The 18,711-nt window shown below is 50.8% G+C and carries 19 protein-coding genes; 2 read left to right on the top strand and 17 right to left on the bottom strand.

What is annotated here, in order from left to right:
• Positions 1-53: 53 nt before the first annotated feature.
• The 6 genes from BEB42_RS19180 to prmB are packed head-to-tail and all read right to left on the bottom strand — an operon-like array spanning position 54 to position 4,602.
• Positions 54-332 carry a YfcL family protein gene (locus BEB42_RS19180; RefSeq protein ID WP_000559764.1) on the bottom strand — a complete coding sequence of 93 codons (279 nt, stop codon included), beginning with the start codon at positions 330-332 and terminating at the stop codon, positions 54-56.
• A 33-nt stretch (positions 333-365) separates the two neighbouring features.
• Positions 366-914, bottom strand: a complete 549-nt coding sequence (gene epmC, locus BEB42_RS19175) for an elongation factor P hydroxylase (RefSeq protein WP_001089252.1) — start codon at positions 912-914, stop codon at positions 366-368.
• On the bottom strand, positions 914-1,723 hold the full coding sequence (locus tag BEB42_RS19170) for a sulfite exporter TauE/SafE family protein (protein ID WP_000447349.1): 810 nt from the start codon (positions 1,721-1,723) through the stop codon (positions 914-916). Before BEB42_RS19170 ends, epmC begins: the two co-directional genes overlap by 1 nt.
• Positions 1,723-2,547, bottom strand: coding sequence for a penicillin-insensitive murein endopeptidase (gene mepA, locus BEB42_RS19165; RefSeq protein WP_001043810.1), 825 nt, complete (start codon positions 2,545-2,547; stop codon positions 1,723-1,725). The genes BEB42_RS19170 and mepA overlap by 1 nt, the downstream gene beginning before the upstream one ends.
• A 2-nt stretch (positions 2,548-2,549) precedes the next feature.
• Positions 2,550-3,635 carry a chorismate synthase gene (aroC, locus tag BEB42_RS19160; protein WP_001353064.1) on the bottom strand — a complete coding sequence of 362 codons (1,086 nt, stop codon included), beginning with the start codon at positions 3,633-3,635 and terminating at the stop codon, positions 2,550-2,552.
• A gap of 34 nt (positions 3,636-3,669) precedes the next feature.
• Complete coding sequence (gene prmB / locus BEB42_RS19155; protein ID WP_001353063.1) at positions 3,670-4,602, bottom strand: 50S ribosomal protein L3 N(5)-glutamine methyltransferase; 933 nt, start codon at positions 4,600-4,602, stop codon at positions 3,670-3,672.
• Between the two features lie 164 nt (positions 4,603-4,766).
• Here prmB and smrB point away from each other — a divergent pair, with 164 nt between their 5' ends.
• Positions 4,767-5,318, top strand: a complete 552-nt coding sequence (gene smrB, locus BEB42_RS19150) for an endonuclease SmrB (protein ID WP_000730533.1) — start codon at positions 4,767-4,769, stop codon at positions 5,316-5,318.
• A gap of 54 nt (positions 5,319-5,372) precedes the next feature.
• Here smrB and BEB42_RS19145 read toward each other — a convergent pair whose 3' ends face one another.
• The 11 genes from BEB42_RS19145 to BEB42_RS19095 all read right to left on the bottom strand — a co-directional run bounded on the left by BEB42_RS19145 (position 5,373) and on the right by BEB42_RS19095 (position 16,996).
• Complete coding sequence (locus tag BEB42_RS19145; protein WP_000723789.1) at positions 5,373-6,233, bottom strand: StfH/YfcO family fimbrial adhesin; 861 nt, start codon at positions 6,231-6,233, stop codon at positions 5,373-5,375.
• Between the two features lies 1 nt (position 6,234).
• Positions 6,235-6,774, bottom strand: coding sequence for a fimbrial protein (locus BEB42_RS19140; RefSeq protein WP_000846254.1), 540 nt, complete (start codon positions 6,772-6,774; stop codon positions 6,235-6,237).
• Positions 6,771-7,259 (bottom strand): fimbrial protein, encoded by a 489-nt coding sequence (locus BEB42_RS19135; protein ID WP_000746677.1) that lies wholly within the window; start codon positions 7,257-7,259, stop codon positions 6,771-6,773. Before BEB42_RS19135 ends, BEB42_RS19140 begins: the two co-directional genes overlap by 4 nt.
• Entirely contained in the window at positions 7,256-7,771 is a 516-nt protein-coding gene (locus BEB42_RS19130; RefSeq protein ID WP_000877915.1) for a fimbrial protein, read from the bottom strand. Before BEB42_RS19130 ends, BEB42_RS19135 begins: the two co-directional genes overlap by 4 nt.
• A gap of 15 nt (positions 7,772-7,786) precedes the next feature.
• Positions 7,787-8,539 (bottom strand): fimbria/pilus periplasmic chaperone, encoded by a 753-nt coding sequence (locus tag BEB42_RS19125; RefSeq protein ID WP_000288456.1) that lies wholly within the window; start codon positions 8,537-8,539, stop codon positions 7,787-7,789.
• Positions 8,540-8,558: 19 nt separating this feature from the next.
• Positions 8,559-11,195, bottom strand: coding sequence for a fimbrial biogenesis outer membrane usher protein (locus BEB42_RS19120; protein WP_001353062.1), 2,637 nt, complete (start codon positions 11,193-11,195; stop codon positions 8,559-8,561).
• Positions 11,196-11,279: 84 nt separating this feature from the next.
• Positions 11,280-11,840: a fimbrial protein gene (locus BEB42_RS19115; protein ID WP_000032643.1), complete on the bottom strand. Its 561-nt coding sequence runs from the start codon at positions 11,838-11,840 to the stop codon at positions 11,280-11,282.
• Positions 11,841-12,387: 547 nt separating this feature from the next.
• Positions 12,388-12,873, bottom strand: coding sequence for a phosphohistidine phosphatase SixA (gene sixA / locus BEB42_RS19110; protein WP_074497235.1), 486 nt, complete (start codon positions 12,871-12,873; stop codon positions 12,388-12,390).
• A gap of 202 nt (positions 12,874-13,075) precedes the next feature.
• A complete protein-coding gene (gene fadJ, locus BEB42_RS19105; RefSeq protein ID WP_000425049.1) occupies positions 13,076-15,220 on the bottom strand; it encodes a fatty acid oxidation complex subunit alpha FadJ in 2,145 nt (714 codons plus the stop codon).
• Positions 15,220-16,530 carry an acetyl-CoA C-acyltransferase FadI gene (fadI, locus tag BEB42_RS19100; protein ID WP_074500922.1) on the bottom strand — a complete coding sequence of 437 codons (1,311 nt, stop codon included), beginning with the start codon at positions 16,528-16,530 and terminating at the stop codon, positions 15,220-15,222. Before fadI ends, fadJ begins: the two co-directional genes overlap by 1 nt.
• A gap of 181 nt (positions 16,531-16,711) precedes the next feature.
• Positions 16,712-16,996, bottom strand: a complete 285-nt coding sequence (locus BEB42_RS19095; RefSeq protein WP_001296261.1) for a YfcZ/YiiS family protein — start codon at positions 16,994-16,996, stop codon at positions 16,712-16,714.
• Positions 16,997-17,367: 371 nt separating this feature from the next.
• Between BEB42_RS19095 and fadL the strand changes: the two genes are divergently transcribed.
• Positions 17,368-18,708, top strand: a complete 1,341-nt coding sequence (fadL, locus tag BEB42_RS19085; RefSeq protein WP_001353061.1) for a long-chain fatty acid transporter FadL — start codon at positions 17,368-17,370, stop codon at positions 18,706-18,708.
• Positions 18,709-18,711: the final 3 nt, after the last annotated feature.

Here is an 18,711-nt window from a genome sequence, read left to right as displayed (position 1 = left end):
TGCTTTGGCAGTGTTTGCCGGATGCGGCGTGAACGCCTTATCCGGCACATTACTTACTGCTGTGACGCCTGCTGAAACAGGTTTTCCCACATATCGGTCACCAGCGCCTGGTCTCGCGGCGACAACTCACCGGCACCAATGGCTTTTTCCAGACTCTGGCTAACGGTCGTATGTACCGCCTGGGCGGAGTGGTCATCACCACTTTCCAGTTCTGCGATGGCTAATGTCAGGTGGCCACGCAAATACCCACTGGCAAACAACTCATCATCACTGGCATGGTCAACCATACCGTCGATTAATGCCAGAATGCGTGATTCAAACTCCGCGATCATCTTCTTTCCTCATTGTAAAACGTGGCGCAGGCTTCAGTTGAGCGCTTCCGGCCACGGGAACTGTTCCGCCGTAAGTTCCGGCGTGTGATAATAATTTTGTAGTGCTTTAATGAAGCGTGCCGGACGCTCGGGAATACCGTTTGCCAGATAATCCATCACCTGTGCATGTACCCGCCGTTGAAATACCACGCGGTCCGGTTCGAAATCCCCTTCCAGATTGTCGCAACTGACATTAAACGGATATCCCGCCGCCACACAGAACAACCAGTCCAGCGCCTGCGGCTTCACTTCAACAGCTTCAAACTGACTTTGCGTCTGGGCATCGCGTCCGTCCGGGCAATACCAGTAGCCGAAATCAACCAGCTCACGGCGCGCTTTCCCGGCAATACACCAGTGCGAAATCTCGTGGATGGCGCTGGCATAAAAGCCATGAGCGAAGACGATTCGGTTATACGGTACTTCCGCATCAGCAGGAAGATAGATCGGTTCGTCGTCGCCTTTAATCAGACGGGTATTAAATTCATCGGCAAAGCAGCTATTAAAAATTTTAATCAACTGCTCATAGTGGTGTGTACTATTCATTAGTTCATCCCCAACCAGTTGAGGATCTCCTGTCCGTGGCTATCATAAAGTAATTTGGCACTCATCACCGCCGAGACGATAACAATCATCGGGCGAATCAGCTTTTGTCCTTTGCTCAACACCAGTCTTGACCCCATGCGCGCGCCGAGGAACTGCCCCACCAGCATCACAAATCCTGTCGCCCAAATCACTTTGCCGCCGAGAATAAACAGCAGCAAACCGCCGATGTTTGACGTTGCGTTGAGTAATTTGGCGTGGGCCGTGGCTTTGGCGAGGTTAAAGCCGCACAGCGTAACGAAGGCTAACGCGTAAAACGATCCGGCAGCCGGGCCAAAGAATCCATCGTAAAAACCAACGCAGCCCCCCGCCACCAGCGCAAATGGCAGTCCATACATCCGACGCTGGCGATCTTCTTCTCCCAATTTGGGCATCAGTAAGAAATAAAGACCAATACAAATCACCAGAATGGGCAAAATCTGCCGCAAGACATCAGCCTGAACGTACTGCACCAGCAAAGCGCCGCTCATTGAGCCGATAAAGGTCATGGCGATATTAAGTTTCTGATCGCTTAAGCTAACCACTTTGCGCCGAATAAAGTAGATAGTGGCAGAAATAGAGCCACCGCAGGCTTGCAGTTTATTGGTTGCCAGCGCGTTAGCCGGAGACATCCCCGCCGCCATTAATGCCGGAATGGTGAGTAGCCCACCGCCCCCGGCAATAGAGTCGATAAATCCCGCCAGTATGGCGACAAAAAAGAGGAGTCCCAGTAATAGCGGGGAAACCATAAACAGGCTATTAAACGTTTCCATTAGATCACGTGCTCATCCAGTAGCGCCTGGCAGGAAGGCGGCAACGGAGGCGGTGTCTTCTTCTCAGGCTTTGTTGTTCCCGGTTTTGGTGGTTCAAACCAGCTTTGCAGTTCTGCCCCGCAACCATCGCCCGGTGGCGGTAAAGGTTGATCTTCACACTCCAGGCTATCGGCAGGACAACGTAATCGTACATGCATATGGGCGCGATGCTGGAACCAGGGTCGCACTTTGCGCAACCAGTCGCGATCGGTGCCCGCATCAAGGCAAAGTTGTTGTTTAATCGCCGGATTAACAAAAATGCGCGTGACGTCTTTGTCCTGCGCGGCGAGTTTAATCAAGCTGAAAATTTCGGGCTTCCACAGCGTGGGGACAACGTGTTTACCGTCGCGGGAAACCAAATCTAATGCTTGTGGGCGCAAGAGTTGCGCGGAGGTCCAGCGTTTTTTCGGCAGTTGCAGGAAGATGTCCACATCCAGTCCGGTCTGATGACTGGCGTGACCGCCATTGAAACGCCCACCAGCAGGCATTCCCATATCGCCAATCAGCACCGTGCCCATACCCAGATTGCTCACCTGGCTACTCAGACGCTGGATAAACATCACCAGGTCCGGGTGCCCGAAATAGCGACGCTGATCGGTACGCATGACCTGATAATGTTCGGACTGTATCGGCAGCGTGTCAGCACCAACGATACAGCCATTTGAAAAACTGCCTATCGATTGTGCACTACCCGGCACAGGTTGGGTTATTTTTTGCCACGGCGTCGCTGCCAGGCTGGCGCTACTGGCAAGCAGGGCCAGCAGCGCAATCGCAGTTTTGTTCATTTTTACCAGCGTGGAATATCAGTCTTCACATCAGCATTTTGCGCCCGTTGCCGTAACAGGTGATCCATTAAAACGATCGCCAGCATCGCTTCCGCGATCGGCACCGCGCGGATCCCAACACAAGGATCGTGACGGCCTTTGGTGATCATCTCAACTTCTTCGCCAAAGCGGTTAATGGTGCGTCCAGGCACAGTAATGCTGGAGGTCGGTTTCAGCGCCATATGGGCAATGATTTGCTGCCCGCTGCTGATGCCGCCGAGAATACCGCCCGCATGGTTGCTCTGGAAACCGTCTTTGGTGATTTCGTCACGGTTCTGGCTGCCACGCAGCGCTACCACGTCAAAACCATCACCAATTTCCACACCTTTCACCGCGTTAATGCTCATTAGCGCATGGGCGATGTCAGCATCAAGGCGATCAAAGACCGGCTCGCCAAGTCCGGCAGGGACGCCACTGGCCACCACGGTGACTTTCGCGCCAATAGAGTCGCCCTCTTTTTTCAGCGCGCGCATCAGTTCATCTAAGGCTTCGATTTTGTCCGGATCCGGGCAGAAGAATGGATTTTGCTCGACCTGAGACCAGTCTTTGATTTCCAGCGGAATGTCGCCCATTTGGGTCAAGCAGCCGCGAATTTCTATACCAAATTTCTCAGCGAGATATTTTTTGGCAATCGCCCCTGCTGCAACGCGCATGGCGGTTTCGCGAGCGGAAGAACGACCGCCGCCGCGATAATCGCGCAGGCCATATTTTTGTTCGTAGGTATAATCGGCATGGCCTGGACGGAAAACGTCTTTAATTGCGCTGTAATCCTGAGAACGCTGGTCAGTGTTTTCGATCAGTAAACCAATGCTGGTGCCGGTAGTAACGCCTTCAAAAACACCGGAGAGAATTTTGACCTGATCTGGCTCACGACGCTGGGTGGTATAGCGCGATGTCCCAGGGCGACGACGGTCGAGATCGTGTTGCAGGTCCGCTTCCGTCAGCGGAATACCTGGCGGAACACCATCGACGATGCAGCCGAGCGCCAGCCCGTGCGATTCGCCGAAGGTGGTTACGCGAAAGAGTTGTCCAATTGTGTTTCCAGCCATCACGGCTCCGTTATTGTTGTGTTTGCGTGTTTACTTAATCTTTATAAATCGCGAAATGTTCTTGTGCAGCAATAAGCTGCTCTTTGGTGAGCATAAACACACCATCACCGCCGTTATCAAACTCCAGCCAGGTGAACGGAACATCTGGATATTGTTCCATAAGATGTACCATGCTGTTGCCGACTTCACAAATCAGCACGCCATCATCAGCAAGGTAATCTGCCGCATTACCGAGAATACGACGCGTCAGTTTCAGGCCGTCAGTACCAGATGCCAGACCCAGTTCCGGCTCGTGACGGTATTCATTTGGCAGGTCGGACATATCTTCCGCATCAACGTACGGCGGGTTAGTGACGATCAGGTCGTACTGCACTTTCGGCAAGTCCCGGAACAGATCGGAACGAATCGGAATGACGTTGTGGATCAGACCATGTTCTTCGATGTTCTGTTCAGCAACCGCCAGCGCGTCAGGAGAGATGTCTACCGCGTCGACTTCTGCTTCCGGAAAGGCATAAGCGCAGGCAATCGCAATACAGCCGCTTCCGGTGCACATATCTAAAATGTGTTGCGGTTGCTTGCTGATGAGTCCGGCAAATTTATTGTTGATAAGTTCACCAATCGGCGAGCGCGGCACCAGCACACGTTCATCGACGTAAAATTCATGACCGCAGAACCAGGCTTTGTTGGTCAGGTAGGCCACCGGAATGCGTTCGTTGACGCGGCGGATCACGCGCTCAACAATACGGTGTTTTTCGCTGGAAGTCAGACGCGCGGTGCGCATATCTTCCGGAATATCCAGCGGCAGGTAGAGCGATGGCAGCACCAGTTGTACGGCTTCATCCCACGGGTTATCGGTGCCGTGGCCGTACCAGATATTTGCCGCGCTGAAGCGGCTCACCGACCAGCGCAACATGTCCTGAATGGTTTGCAGCTCATTTACTGCTTCATCAACGAAAATTTTATCCACGTATTCCTCCAGGGCATGGTCGCATTAATTTCGGCGGCTAGTTTGCCATGAAGATGACGATAAATCAGCATTCACGCGCGGTGAGTGAGGAAAAATACGTTTAAAACGATCGATTAGACGACGAGTCGGGTAAACTGTAGGAAAATTAGAAATGAGAGATGTAAATGAAAAAGAAATCATCACTTAGCGAGGAGGACCAGGCGCTTTTTCGCCAGTTGATGGCGGGAACCCGCCAGATAAAGCAGGACACCATTGTCCATCGGCCGCTGCGTAAAAAAATTAGCGAAGTACCGGTCAAGCGGTTAATTCAGGAACAGGCCGATGCCAGCCATTATTTCTCCGATGAGTTTCAACCGTTATTGAATACCGAAGGTCCGGTGAAATATGTCCGTCCGGATGTAAGCCATTTTGAAGCGAAGAAACTGCGCCGCGGCGATTATTCGCCGGAATTGTTTTTGGATTTACACGGTTTGACGCAATTGCAAGCTAAGCAGGAACTTGGGGCTCTGATTGCCGCCTGCCGTCGTGAACATGTGTTTTGCGCCTGCGTGATGCATGGTCATGGTAAGCATATTTTGAAGCAGCAAACGCCGCTGTGGCTGGCGCAACATCCCCATGTGATGGCGTTTCACCAGGCACCGAAAGAGTACGGCGGTGATGCAGCTTTATTAGTGTTGATTGAAGTGGAAGAGTGGTTGCCGCCTGAGTTGCCCTGACATCATTATCAACATGCACTTTCACCGACCAGCTAACTGGTCGGTGAAATAATGCTACAACATATTCAATACATACTGAAAGCGACACGTGGAGTCTATTGCCTGCCTGTTACTGGTATCAACACGCACCAACATATCGTGCAGTTGCCGGTCGGTAATAGGGTGCTGCGTTGGCGCGACTGTTACTCTGGCGTCATCGCACCCTTCAGCCGTAAACGTGATTTGCTGACTGACAAAGCGGCAATACGCACCGCGCTCATCTATTTTACTGCCATCACAAAGCTGACCATCTTTCATCAGATAGGTAGATAAGTTTTTTTCAATGACTGAACCTGTCGATTGCAGATTCAAAATTTGACTGTGTTCAACCCGGCTGTCACTCCAGGAGATATCATAGTTTGTTAATGGCTCACCCGGACACACTGTTGTATAGCTTGTCGGCCCCCTGTAGTATTCCACCTTATGTAAAAGATAAAAATTTACACTACTGTTTGCCGTAAAACCCACCATCCACGGACACGTCTCTGCCGAGCCGTCAACCTCTATGGATAGTTTTAAATATGAGCAACTCCAGTTGGTATCTGGATCAATATTGAGAACCCCCGGGCACTTATACAAATCGGTATAATCGCCTGTAAGGACAGTGATTTTGGGTGCGGGTATGTTTCCAGGTCCGGTCCATGACTGATTAGGGAGATTTCCTACCTCAACGCCAAGCGGTATATTCTGATAATACTCCCCATGATAAACCCCATTAGTCGTCAACAAATCAAGGAAGAAGTCAATTTTTGCGAAACCTGTAACACTCCCATAATAGATGTACACGTTATTATAGGTTGTCCCCAGTTTCGCCTGGGCTCCCTGGCTAAAGCACAGCGCCAGCATGACGCAAAGCAGAAATCGTATTTTTTTCATATTAGATATACTCGAAGGTCGCCGTCAGGTTGGCGGTAAAATCGCCCATCGTCACTTCCCGACCGCTTTTCGCCTGTAACCAGGCCCTGAAATTAATGTCATTACTGCCATCGCTAAGCGTGAATTTCGCCCCGGTTGGGTCGTTAATTGCCACCCGTACACCGTCAGTCGTTTCCATCCCAATCCCCACGCCCTGCGCGGTTGATGTGGTATCCAGCGCCAGGAAACCGGGCTGTTCACTGTCTTCCGTACCGGTAAGGGTCACCTGGACCTGATAACTCGCAGGTCCCTTACAATCTTTCAGCTTAAACACCACCGGGACGTGCGCAGACTCCCCCGCAGCCATAAGATCCCGACGACTGATAGTTGGAAAATGGACTTCGGCCAGATTTCCGCTATCAACCACCAGCGTACAAGAGCGGCTAATTAAATTGCCGTAAAAATGCAGGTTGTTGTCCACGGCCAGGGCACGCGTGCTGCCGATCAACAACAGGCCCGCTAACAGCCCATAGCCGAGCGAATAAATACGTTCTGTCTTCATTGATAATCCACCCGCAATGTTGCATAGGCTGAAAACGTGGTATCACTCAGCACCGCATCGGCTGACTTCACTGGCACGGCTTCCAGCTTCGGCTTTTGGGTAAAATCGGTGGCGTTAATAGTAAGCGGAGTATTCAGCTTAAAAGGCTGACCATCGTGCTGAAGTTCAATACCAAAGCCGGGAACGTCTGTTTCGATAGCCGAGTCATTGTAGGCGGTCTGCGTACCCGTCCAGGTGAGTGTCATAACCCACTCGGGATCGCGCGTGTCAGAGTCACAGCTCAGACTATATTCCACTTCCTTGCGGCCATAGTCTCCGTTGATACTGTCGATGATGAGATCGCGAAATTCCACTTCGAGGGTCTTTCCATCGCTGATAGCACAGGCAGGCGGTGCCACCAGCGTACCGTGGAAGGTGATGTCATCGTCAGCCGCCAGCGCAACGCCACCGCAGGTGCAGAGTAAAAGTAACAAGCGTTTTTTCATTGGTAATCCACCACCATCGTCATACTGGCGTTAAATTCCGCTGGCGTAAGCTGCACTCCGCTCTGTTTTACCGGCACCGCTGTGAGGTTGGGCAACTGGTTAACATTAAAATCAGACCAGTTACCTTCACCCACTCTGAACAGAGAGTTATCGGCACCATTTTCAATGCGAATGCCCAGGCCGGGTATTTCGGTCGCAATAACAGTTTCCCCGTTAATCACGGTAGTGGTGCCTTTAAGCTGCATCCGCAGATCATCAACACCTGAAGCCCTGCTACTACAGTTCAGGGTATAAAGCGGCTGCGTGGTGCGGTAATTCGTGCCATTGATTTTGCTAATGTAGACTTCGCCAAATTGCACATTGCTCCCCTTTACGGAACAGGGCGGCGGCCCATCCACCAGAACGCGCAACGTCAATAACACCGGTTTACTTTCCGCTGCCACAGCAAGGTTCCCCATCAGCCAGCCGCTCAGGAGAAAAATGCCCGTTCCCACCAGAAACGTGTATTTCATAAGACTCTCCCGGCATCAGCCTTTGCGGCTTTGCTCTGCATCCACCTGGCAATTATTGCCAGTGCATTTAAAGTTCAGCGACAATCGCGCGCCGTAGTCGTTGACGTAAGTCAGCACCGGCACAGTGTCCATCTTCACATTCAACGGTGCGGACGATTTCGGCGGCATGACCAGCGGCGTAAACCCGGCTGCCGGATTACCATTTTTCTGCGTGCTGGCATTGCTGATAATCACGTAATAGGGCGTGGGGTTATTGACGGTGAACGCCTGGCCATTGCGGGTTAAGGTCACCTTGTGCTGCCACGGCTCCCTCATGTCAATTTTTGCCAGTGCCTTTGGTCGCCAGAACAATTTGATACGCGTTTGCAGGGCAATTTGCAGCGTATTAGGTTTGTTCGATTTTGGCGGGATTTCACGCACGTTAAAGTAGAACATACTCTCACGATCGGCGGGTAACTTGTTGATATCCGGCATTCCCTGGACTTTTACCTGCCCATTCATCATCGCATCAATACGCTGTACCGGCGGCAGTACCGTAAGTGGCGAGCTGATTTTGTTGCCCTTTTCGTCCTCCATCCAGCTTTGTGCCAGGTAGGGCTGCTTCGGGTCGTTATTGCGCAACGTGACGCTAATAGATTTGTCGCCTTCATTGAAGACCAGGCGTGTACGGTCGGGCGTCACCGATGCGTGGGTGGTAAAACTGGTGGCCGCCACCAGCAGCGCCAACGCAGGGGCAGCGCGTGTTGCAGAGCGAGTCAATGTATACATGGATCAATCCTTAATCACGTTATTGGTTTGCTGAAATAGCCATGGGTTCCGCGCCAGGTGTGACCTGCTGCGTCTGTTCCTGAATCATCGGTTTAATGTCTGACGGAGCCGCAGGCATCACCGCGCCTTGTTGCTTGCACGGCAGTAACAGGCCGTTGAACAGGTCGGCGGGCAGCGGGTCTGGCAGTGAAATCTCACAGTGGGGTTCGCCATTCCATGAGACACGCATGTGTTCGCCCGCTTTTACTCCAGCCAGATAGACGTTGCCGTCATCATCAACCAGGCCGACCTGCTGGTCATGTTCGTTTCTCACTTCCGCACCAAATGGCGGGTAACTGCCATCACTCATGCGCAGGACAGCCATCGCCTTTTGCCCACTGATGACCGCAAATTGACGGTAGCCAATGGCGCCTTCGGTAAGCGTCGCCTGCACCACTGACTGCGTGGCTTCGGCGTCTTCTGGCAGTCTGGTCAGGTCAATCGTGGCCTGGTTACGGTAGTAGTTATTGACGTCGGCAACGACGGCTTTACCAAACATATTGGTGTAAACCGCTGCACCATTTCCTTCGACCGGTACGTCCGCGACACCGTCAGCGTCAATCAGTAATCGCGTACCGCCCATATTTTGAGTACGGTGCAACGCGCCACCGTGAGCCGTGAGCGTAGCGCCGCCCTGTAGCGACAACCCGGCAGAGGTGTACTGCCCTTCATGGTAGTTGGCATTGAGATCCACATGGGCCATTGAACCGTCACGGCTGTAATAACCATCCACGCTGGAGTGATTTTCACTGTTGCCCACGTTTATCTGATAATGACTGGCGTCATCGATACGACTGAAATACCCTACCTGGCTGCTGTCTGAACCGCTGCCGTAGTTGCCGTTGTAACTCACAACGCTGCTATCGCCCCACGGCATACTTAAGGAGATGTAGACGCCTTTGTCAGCGCTATCGTCATACTCGTAGCGATAACCGGTCAGAGAGATACTCATGTTCCGAATGCCGCCCATATTGAAATAGTGGGAGAGCATTACGTTGTAGTTGGTCTGTTCCTCACGATCCCAATAGGTGTGGCGCGTATAGTTCAGGTAAACAGAAACACCGGCATCCCTGAAGTTCTGGTTATAGGTGGCGGTGTACATCTCTTTATCATTGCCAGAGCGAACCATTGCGCTGTCATTTGCGTCCAGATACTCGCTCATGGTCATATAGTTCTCTTCCGAGAAGCGGTATCCGGCGAAGGTGACGCGGCTGTTGAGTTCATCAAAATCTTTGGAGTAACTGACTCTGAAAGAGTTACCGTCGAGCGTGCTTTTTCCGTAAGCGGTCGAATCGTCAAGTCGGGTATGCGAGTGGGTGATATCAAAGGCCATCGCACCGAAAACGGAAAGATCGCGACCAATCCCAAGCGCGGCTGACTGGTAATTTTCATCGCCAAGCGCCCCGCCATACAGTGACCAGCCGTTTGCTATCCCCCAGGACGCTTCGCCACCGGAAAAGAACCCGCCTTGCACATGGTGCCCCCACTCCTGTGGTCGCCCCATCATAATTTTGTAGCGCACCTGGCCCGGGCGAGTCAGGAACGGCATGGAGGCAGTGCTGATGTCATACTCCTGCACCTGACCGTTCACCTCTTCAATGCGCACATGCAGCGTACCAGAGCTAAAATCGGCAAGATCCTGGATACGGAATGGCCCGGCTGGCACCTGGGTTTCATAGATTACGCGCCCGGCCTGGCTAACGGTGACTTTCGCCGCCGTATGGGCCACGCCGGAAATATCCGGAGCATAGCCGCGCAGGTTCGGCGGCAGCATTTGATCGTCAGTACTGATACTACCGCCGATGTAGTTAAAGCCATCGAAAATATCGGAATCGAGGTAATCTTCACCGAGTGCCAGTTTGGCTTTCAGACTCGGTAACGCGCGCCAGGCGTAGTAACGGCTCCAGTCCCAGTTTCTTTCGGTGCTGTCTTCCGTCTCTTCATCATTACTGCGGGTATGCTGATAATCGCTCTGCCAGTCGGCTCGCAAGCGCCACGGCCCGAGGTTAACGCCAACCGTACCGTTGCCGCTGATATCGTTGCTGTCATCACCGCCATTTTCTTCGTGTCGGGTTTGGGCGTTGATGCTGTAATCGGCAATTAAACCTGAGATGCCATCATCCCAGCGCGAGGGAGGGTCCCAGTCGACATCGCTGTATTCAAGATAAGCCTGCGGCAAGCTGATAAGGAGCGCGGACTGGCTTAAATCAACACGCATTTCCAGACCGTCAAATTGGCCTGGCTTAAGGCATTTACCGTCGTGAACCCATTGCAAATTTTTCGCAATGTCTTCTTTGAAACCAAGCAGTGCCACCAGGTCTGGCGACAGGCAGGCGTAAGTCTTATTGGCATCATTTTCTGCAGCATACCAGTAAATATCATATTCACCGGGTAACGGCTGTTTATTGACCTCAACCTGTAAACTGTATTTACCCGGTTCAACATAACCCTGGCTTGAAAATCGCTTCAAATCGATTTTCGTGTCGCCTTTTAATTCCAGAAAACGGGAATCAAACTGAATATCTTCATCAGCCCAGGCATTGATATGGCATCCAGAGATGACCACGGCAACGCACCAGGGAAGCGCCCGTAAGCGGAAAAGGGAATGGTCAGGCATACACGTATTCATCCGTGATTATTATAATAAGTCCAAAAACTCGCCAAAATCCCCCATAGCGAGATGCTATGGGGGTGAATTACCTTAGAGATAGGTAATCTGGAAGGTGGTATTTGCTTCAAAACCACCCAGGTCAGGCGTACCAGCCGCACCAACTAACCAGGCTTTGAAGTTCAGCGTCTGTTTAGGTTTGCCTTTATTGGTTACTGAGTCATTTACGATCGGCTGTTTAATACCAGCACCGCTTTTATAGGAAGTACCTTGCTTATCACCAATCGCCAGGCTTACATTGTTAAACGCAGCACCTGTATCGGTATTAAAAATGGTGTAGTAATTCTCGTTTCCCGTAGAAACGTTACCGGTGAATGTCGTTTCCATGTTCGTTTGGGTATCAAATACGCAGTCCTGTAAACGAATCTGAAAGTCTTTCGGCGTGGTAGTCCCGTTGTTTTTGAGTGCTTCTGCACCAATGTTGCCTAAATCCACTTCCAGTTTGTGATCGTCTGGAACGATAGAGCACGGAGAGTCTTCAATGGTGCCATAGAAACGTGCAGTACCGTTGTTGCCTGCAGCAAATGCTGACGTGGAGACAACTGCGCCCATCACCATTGCGGCAGCAATGGCTGTTTTGGCAAACTTACTCATTATTTGTCCTTAAATCATTAAAATGTATAATACAAGCAACTGACATAATATTATTGTATATATTATGTCTGACACTTTTAGTTAACCATTGAACATCATATGTCCCAAATAATCATAGAATGCAAACAGATATTCTCTGGTGTGTCGTTATGTTGGTCTTATCTTTAAAAATAAGCAATGTAGTAATACTTAAAGACTTTATGTAGATTTAATTAATCAATACACAACCAGAATATCTCTCTCGATTTTCAATAAAAATACATGCGCGCCATCAAAAAAAAAGAAAAACTTCATAACCGATATGAATGAATTGGATATAAAAACCACTAAAAGAATTTATAATGATTTTGCATTTATTTATTGCTAAGATTCATTCTTGATTAAATTAATTAATTTATATTCAAGATACAAAACCATTATTCCACTGTGTTATTACCAGTTTCAATAACAAGAAAGATAATAAAATTCGTGATATGTAAAATATGATCACAATTAGGACAGAAAAAATTTGCCCGGTATACGCGTACGCAACCGGGCATATGAGCTTTTAAATTGCTTTTGCCATCTTCAGATTACACGGGCTCATCTGCCAGTTGAATTGGCCGTTTCCACTTTGATCAAGTGTTACGCTGGCAATCGCTGAAGTGGTAAACATAGGCGGCGTTTCGCCCGGACATAACTCGGCAACCAGATACCCGACTAATGGTAAGTGGGAGATAACCAGTACCGACTCGACACCTTCGTTGGTCAGTGCCTGGAGATACGCACTGACCAGACCAACATCGCCACAGGGCGTTAGCTCAGGCAGAACTTCTACACTGGAAGGCAGGTCCATACAATCCGCCACTTCTTCCAGTGTTTGCTCGGCTCGCAGGAACGGGCTCACCAGAACACGTTCGATTTCCACTTTTTGACCTTTCAGCCAGTTCGCCATCAGGCGAGATTCGTCACAACCATTAGTGGTCAGAGGACGAACCGAATCACTGGCGGCATCGAGGGCTGCGTCGCCGTGACGCATGATAAAAACTTGCATATTGCACCGCTTTTGTTAACCAGATTCGCCCGTCGTGTTTCATCTGAAACCAGAGAAACACGACGGTGGCCGGCATTGTGCCTTATCCATTCACCGAATGAAACGCTGTTTTTTACCTCAATGGCGTAAGTATAGTCAATATGCGTTTACATTTTGACCAACACTCCGCCATTCAGCGCGGATTCATATAACTTTGACCTTCTTATTGCAGGTCAGTTGCAGTTGTTTTCCAAAAACTTTCCCCACGCTCGCTCATCTCAACTAAACGATCGCAAGGGGTAAAACGAGAACCGTACCGCGCGGTCAGACGTTGCATTATTGCAACCACTTCTGCCGCACCGAGAGCGTCGATATAGCGAAATGGGCCACCGAGAAACGGCGGAAACCCAATTCCAAATACCGCGCCGATATCCCCGTCACGCACGCTACGGATAACCTGCTCGTCCAGACAACGTACAGCTTCATTCAGCATCATCATCACACACCGTTCAGCAACCTGCGGTGCGGAGAGTCGCCCCTGCCCTTGCGCGCCAATCAGCGGATAAATAGCAGGATCGACCTGTTTTTTGCTTTTACGCCCTTTCGGCCCATAAAGATAGAAACCCCGACCATTTTTTCTGCCTTTGCGATCGTCATTCAAAATTGAAGAAACAACATTTGCAGGCGCGCTAAAACGTTCTCCATAAGCGGCTTCCAGTACAGGAATAATTTTAGTCCCGGTATCGATTCCTACCTCATCCAAAAGTTGGATTGGTCCCACCGGAAAACCAAACTTGACCAGTGCGGCATCGATATGCTCAACCCGTTCACCTTCAGTCAACATGCGGATAGCTTCATTGATGTAAGGCGCTAAAATGCGATTGACATAAAACCCGGCTTTGTCACGCACAACAATTGGCGTTTTTCCCTGTTTTTTCGCCAGTTTTACCGTTGTAGCGATGGTTTGCGCCGATGTCCCCGCATGGGGAATGATCTCCACCAGCGGCATTTTTTCTACCGGGCTGAAGAAATGAAGACCGATAACCTGCTCCGGCCGCGAGGCGTGAGCGGCAATATCACTAATTGGTAAAGATGACGTATTCGAAGCGAAGATGGTATGAGTGGCGCAATTTCCCTCTACTTCCGCCACCATCTTTTGTTTTAATTCGAGATTTTCAAACACTGCTTCAATAATTAAGTCACGATGGGCAAAGCCGCGATAATCCGTTGTTCCCGAAATTAATGCCAGCTGTTTGTCACGTTCGCTGGCTTTGAGATGTCGGCGGCGCACTTTGCCCTCCAACTGATCCCAGCTGTACTTCAATGCATGATTTATGCCCTGCGGGTTGATATCTTTAATTCTGACCGGCAAGCCCGCTTTACAAGCAGTAACATAAGCAATACCGCCCCCCATCAAGCCACCGCCTAAAATCCCTACGCTATTTAACGGCGCAGGCGGAGCATCACTGCCCGGATCTTTCTTCACTTCGGTACTGGCAAAAAAGATACTACGCAGAGCCTGCGATTGTGGTGTCATCGCCAGTTCACCAAAGGCACGGGCTTCCGCGTCATAGCCGCTGCTGGTGCCTTGCGCTAATCCGGTTTCGATGACTTCAAGAATGCGTTTTGTCGCCGGATAGTTCCCCTGAGTTTTCTGCTCTGTTTTCTTGCCGACCATTTTGAACAACAGTGCACGACCTAGCGGCCCCGCCAGAATGCGCTCGCGTACAGGTAGCGGGCGGGAAGATAGTCGATCATGCTTTGCCAACTCAACGGCGGATTCCAGTAAAATGGATTGCGGAACGACGTCATCCACCAGCCCCAGCTTTAATGCCTGTTTCGCCCGAAGTTGTTTTCCAGTGAGGATCATCTCTAATGCTGTGCTGACACCTATCAGGCGCGGTAAACGCTGGGTGCCGCCTGAACCTGGCAATAATCCAAGCTGAACTTCCGGCAAGCCAAGCACCGTTTTAGGATCGTCACTGCAGACGCGGCCATGACACGCCAGTGCCAGTTCCAGCCCGCCCCCCAGGCAAGCGCCATGAATAGCCGCGATAACCGGAACAGGCAGAGCATGAATCTCCGCCATTAACTGTTGCCCCTGCCGCGCCAGCTCTTCCGCTTCTTGCGCCGTTTTGCAGTTGCCGATCATGTTGATGTCTGCTCCGGCGATAAAGTTGTCCGGTTTCGCTGAGATAAATACAACTCCACGTAATTCTTTGTTTTCGCGAAGTTGCTTAATAATGGTGCGCACCTGCGAGGCAAACTCCGCCTTCAGGGTATTCATTTTCTCACCGGGAACGTCGATGGTGATGACTGCAATGTTGTCCAGACGAACATTAAGAGTAAAAGCTGATGCCATTTCCATTATTCCGCCTCCAGAACCATTGCCGCACCAAGCCCACCAGCAGCACAAGCGGTCACTAAGCCAAATCCACCGCCGCGACGGCGAAGTTCATGCAATGTCTGGGTAATCATCCGCGCTCCAGTCGCTGCGAAGGGATGCCCGTACGCAATGGAACCACCAAGCACGTTAAACTTACTATCGTCCACTTCACCAGTAGCATGGGAACGCCCCAGTACGTCGCGCGCAAAACGTTCGCTGCCAAGCAACTGAATATTAGCCAGCGTCTGGGCGGCAAAGGCTTCGTGCATGTCAATCAATGTCAGATCGGCCATCGTCAATCCAGCGCGTTCCAGCGCCAGCGGCGTTGACCAGGCCGGGCCGAGCAACATGTCCTGCCAGACATCAATAGCGGTAAATGCGTAGCTACGCAGATATCCCAGCGGCACCAGGCCCAATTCTTTCGCCCGTGATTCAGTCATCAGGATCACCGCCGCTGCGCCATCGGTCAGCGGTGTACTGTTTGCTGCCGTTACCGTCCCGTGTTTGCGATCAAACGCCGGACGCAGCTTTGCGTAATCAGCAAGCGTGGAATTGCCGCGAATATTGTTGTCTTCCGCGAGCGGTTGTTTATAAGGAGGAACGTAGGCGGCCATTACCTCTTCTTTGAGCTTACCTTCTGACCATGCCTGAGCAGCACGCTGATGTGAACGGTGCGCCAGCGCATCTTGCTGTTCGCGAGTAATACCGTAGGTTTTCGCCATTTGTTCGGCGGTGTCGCCCATCCGCAAGCCTGTGGAATACTCCGCCACCGCAGGCGGTACGGGCATTAAGTCACGCAAACGCAGGCGAGAAAAAAGTTTCAGTCGTTGGCTCATCGTGCGGGCTTTGTTGACATCCACCAACACGCGCGCCAGTTTTTTACTAACACCAATGGGCAATACGGAAGAGGAATCTGCCCCGCCGGCAATCCCCGCACGAATAGTTCCCGCCATCAGGCTTTCGGCGACGTTTGCAACCGCCTGAAAACTGGTAGCACAAGCGCGGCTGACGCTGTAAGCATCGGTATGGACATTCATTCCGGTGCCAAGAACAATTTCACGCGCAATGTTGGGGGCTTCAGGCATTTGTACGACCTGACCAAAAACCAGTTGTTCAATCACTTCGGCGGGGATCTCGCTGCGTGCCAGCAATTCGCCTACGACCATCTTCCCCAAATCAACAGCGGGAATGCCATGAAAAGCCGTCGCCTGACGGGCAAAAGGCGTACGTAAGCCGCTAACAATGGCGATACGATCGCCCTGGCGGGTAATCAGCGGTAAAACCTGACCCATAACACTCCCCTGTAAAAAAATAAATAAAGTGGTCTGACCTGATCATAGTCTTAACCATTTTTTTACATTTAGCCAAGTGGAGAAAAGGGAAAGTGGGAGCTATGACACAGAGAGAAAAGAGGAAGAGAAAATAAAAACGCCCCCGCCAGGAACTGACAGGGGCGTATATACCCGAGAGGAATTAACGCAGACCCAGCTGGAAGATCAACATTTCAGCTTCGCAGGCAAAAGTGAAATCGATATCCAGGCGCACACCGTCAGACTCTTCAGTGAAAGTCGGGGTGATTTTGCAAGGTTCGGATTCAACGCTACGGGCTTTTTCAGTCAGCGCCGCCAGCGTTTGTTCTGCTTCTGCGCGGTTTGCAAACACGCGGCTGTAAGACGCGGTGCAGTCGGAGTTGTCCATAATGGTGCCAACATCCATACAGCAGCAAACCGGGGTTTCATCAGCACTACATTTACTCATCGTTGATTTCCTCTGTATGTGCACCTAAGGTGCCAGATAAACGTTGGGGATATTTTACGCTTCCGGAAAGTACTGCTCCAGTTGTTAATTCTGCAAAATCGGATAAGTGACCGAAATCACACTTAAAAATGATCTAAAACAAAATTCACCCGAATCCATGAGTGCGCCACCTCCAAATTTTGCCAGCTGGATCGCGTTTCTTAGATCATATTTGAAAAAATATAGAAACATACTTGCAACATTCCATCTGGTCCGACCTATACTCTCGCCACTGGTCTGATTTCTAAGATGTACCTCAGACCCTACACTTCGCGCTCCTGTTACAGTACGTAACATAGTTTGTATAAAAATAAATCATTGAGGTTATGGTCATGAGCCAGAAAACCCTGTTTACAAAGTCTGCTATCGCAGTCGCAGTGGCACTTATCTCCACCCAGGCCTGGTCGGCAGGCTTTCAGTTAAACGAATTTTCTTCCTCTGGCCTGGGCCGGGCTTATTCAGGGGAAGGCGCTATTGCCGATGATGCAGGTAACGTCAGCCGTAACCCCGCGTTGATTACCATGTTTGACCGCCCGACATTTTCTGCGGGTGCGGTTTATATAGATCCGGACGTAAATATCAGCGGAACGTCTCCGTCTGGTCGTAGCCTGAAAGCCGATAATATCGCGCCTACGGCATGGGTTCCGAACATGCACTTTGTTGCACCGATTAACGACCAATTTGGTTGGGGGGCTTCTATTACCTCTAACTATGGTCTGGCGACAGAGTTTAACGATACTTATGCAGGCGGCTCTGTCGGTGGTACCACCGACCTCGAAACCATGAACCTGAACTTAAGCGGTGCATATCGCTTAAATAATGCATGGAGCTTTGGTCTCGGTTTCAACGCCGTCTACGCTCGTGCGAAAATTGAACGTTTTGCAGGCGATCTGGGGCAACTGGTGGCTGGTCAGATTATGCAATCTCCTGCTGGGCGGACTCCTCAGGGGCAAGCATTAGCAGCTACCGCCAACGGCATCGACAGTAATACCAAAATCGCTCACCTGAACGGTAACCAGTGGGGCTTTGGCTGGAACGCCGGGATCCTGTACGAACTGGATAAAAACAACCGCTACGCATTGACCTACCGCTCTGAAGTGAAAATTGACTTCAAGGGTAACTACAGCAGCGATCTTAACCCGGCTTTTAATAACTACGGTTTGCCAATTCCTACCGCGACAGGTGGCGCAACGCAGTCGGGTTATCTGACGCTGAACCTGCCTGAAATGTGGGAAGTGTCGGGTTATAACCGTGTTGATCCGCAGTGGGCAATTCACTATAGCCTGGCTTACACCAGCTGGAGTCAGTTCCAGCAACTGAAAGCGACATCAACGAGTGGCGACACGCTGTTCCAGAAACATGAAGGCTTTAAAGATGCTTACCGCATCGCGTTGGGTACCACTTATTACTACGATGATAACTGGACCTTCCGTACCGGTATCGCCTTCGATGACAGCCCAGTTCCGGCACAGAATCGTTCTATCTCCATTCCGGACCAGGACCGTTTCTGGCTGAGTGCAGGTACGACTTACGCATTTAATAAAGATGCTTCAGTCGACGTTGGTGTTTCTTATATGCACGGCCAGAGCGTGAAAATTAACGAAGGGCCATATCAGTTCGAGTCTGAAGGTAAAGCCTGGCTGTTCGGTACGAACTTTAACTACGCGTTCTGATAA

Source organism: Escherichia sp. MOD1-EC5990 (assembly GCF_002965285.1).
In the GTDB taxonomy this organism is placed as follows: Bacteria; Pseudomonadota; Gammaproteobacteria; order Enterobacterales; family Enterobacteriaceae; genus Escherichia; species Escherichia coli_F.
Note: the sequence above shows the minus strand (reverse complement) of the source record. Positions and strands in the feature narration are given on the sequence as shown.

Coding starts and splice junctions, on each gene's coding strand:
- sixA (WP_074497235.1), bottom strand. CDS start 12,873: ATGCAAGTTTTTATCATGCGTCACGGCGACGCAGCCCTCGATGCCGCC.
- fadJ (WP_000425049.1), bottom strand. CDS start 15,220: ATGGAAATGGCATCAGCTTTTACTCTTAATGTTCGTCTGGACAACATT.
- BEB42_RS19130 (WP_000877915.1), bottom strand. CDS start 7,771: ATGAAATACACGTTTCTGGTGGGAACGGGCATTTTTCTCCTGAGCGGC.
- BEB42_RS19095 (WP_001296261.1), bottom strand. CDS start 16,996: ATGAGTAAATGTAGTGCTGATGAAACCCCGGTTTGCTGCTGTATGGAT.
- BEB42_RS19170 (WP_000447349.1), bottom strand. CDS start 1,723: ATGGAAACGTTTAATAGCCTGTTTATGGTTTCCCCGCTATTACTGGGA.
- BEB42_RS19140 (WP_000846254.1), bottom strand. CDS start 6,774: ATGAAGACAGAACGTATTTATTCGCTCGGCTATGGGCTGTTAGCGGGC.
- mepA (WP_001043810.1), bottom strand. CDS start 2,547: ATGAACAAAACTGCGATTGCGCTGCTGGCCCTGCTTGCCAGTAGCGCC.
- BEB42_RS19180 (WP_000559764.1), bottom strand. CDS start 332: ATGATCGCGGAGTTTGAATCACGCATTCTGGCATTAATCGACGGTATG.
- BEB42_RS19115 (WP_000032643.1), bottom strand. CDS start 11,840: ATGAGTAAGTTTGCCAAAACAGCCATTGCTGCCGCAATGGTGATGGGC.
- aroC (WP_001353064.1), bottom strand. CDS start 3,635: ATGGCTGGAAACACAATTGGACAACTCTTTCGCGTAACCACCTTCGGC.
- BEB42_RS19120 (WP_001353062.1), bottom strand. CDS start 11,195: ATGCCTGACCATTCCCTTTTCCGCTTACGGGCGCTTCCCTGGTGCGTT.
- fadL (WP_001353061.1), top strand. CDS start 17,368: ATGAGCCAGAAAACCCTGTTTACAAAGTCTGCTATCGCAGTCGCAGTG.
- BEB42_RS19125 (WP_000288456.1), bottom strand. CDS start 8,539: ATGTATACATTGACTCGCTCTGCAACACGCGCTGCCCCTGCGTTGGCG.
- BEB42_RS19135 (WP_000746677.1), bottom strand. CDS start 7,259: ATGAAAAAACGCTTGTTACTTTTACTCTGCACCTGCGGTGGCGTTGCG.
- smrB (WP_000730533.1), top strand. CDS start 4,767: ATGAAAAAGAAATCATCACTTAGCGAGGAGGACCAGGCGCTTTTTCGC.
- epmC (WP_001089252.1), bottom strand. CDS start 914: ATGAATAGTACACACCACTATGAGCAGTTGATTAAAATTTTTAATAGC.
- fadI (WP_074500922.1), bottom strand. CDS start 16,530: ATGGGTCAGGTTTTACCGCTGATTACCCGCCAGGGCGATCGTATCGCC.
- BEB42_RS19145 (WP_000723789.1), bottom strand. CDS start 6,233: ATGAAAAAAATACGATTTCTGCTTTGCGTCATGCTGGCGCTGTGCTTT.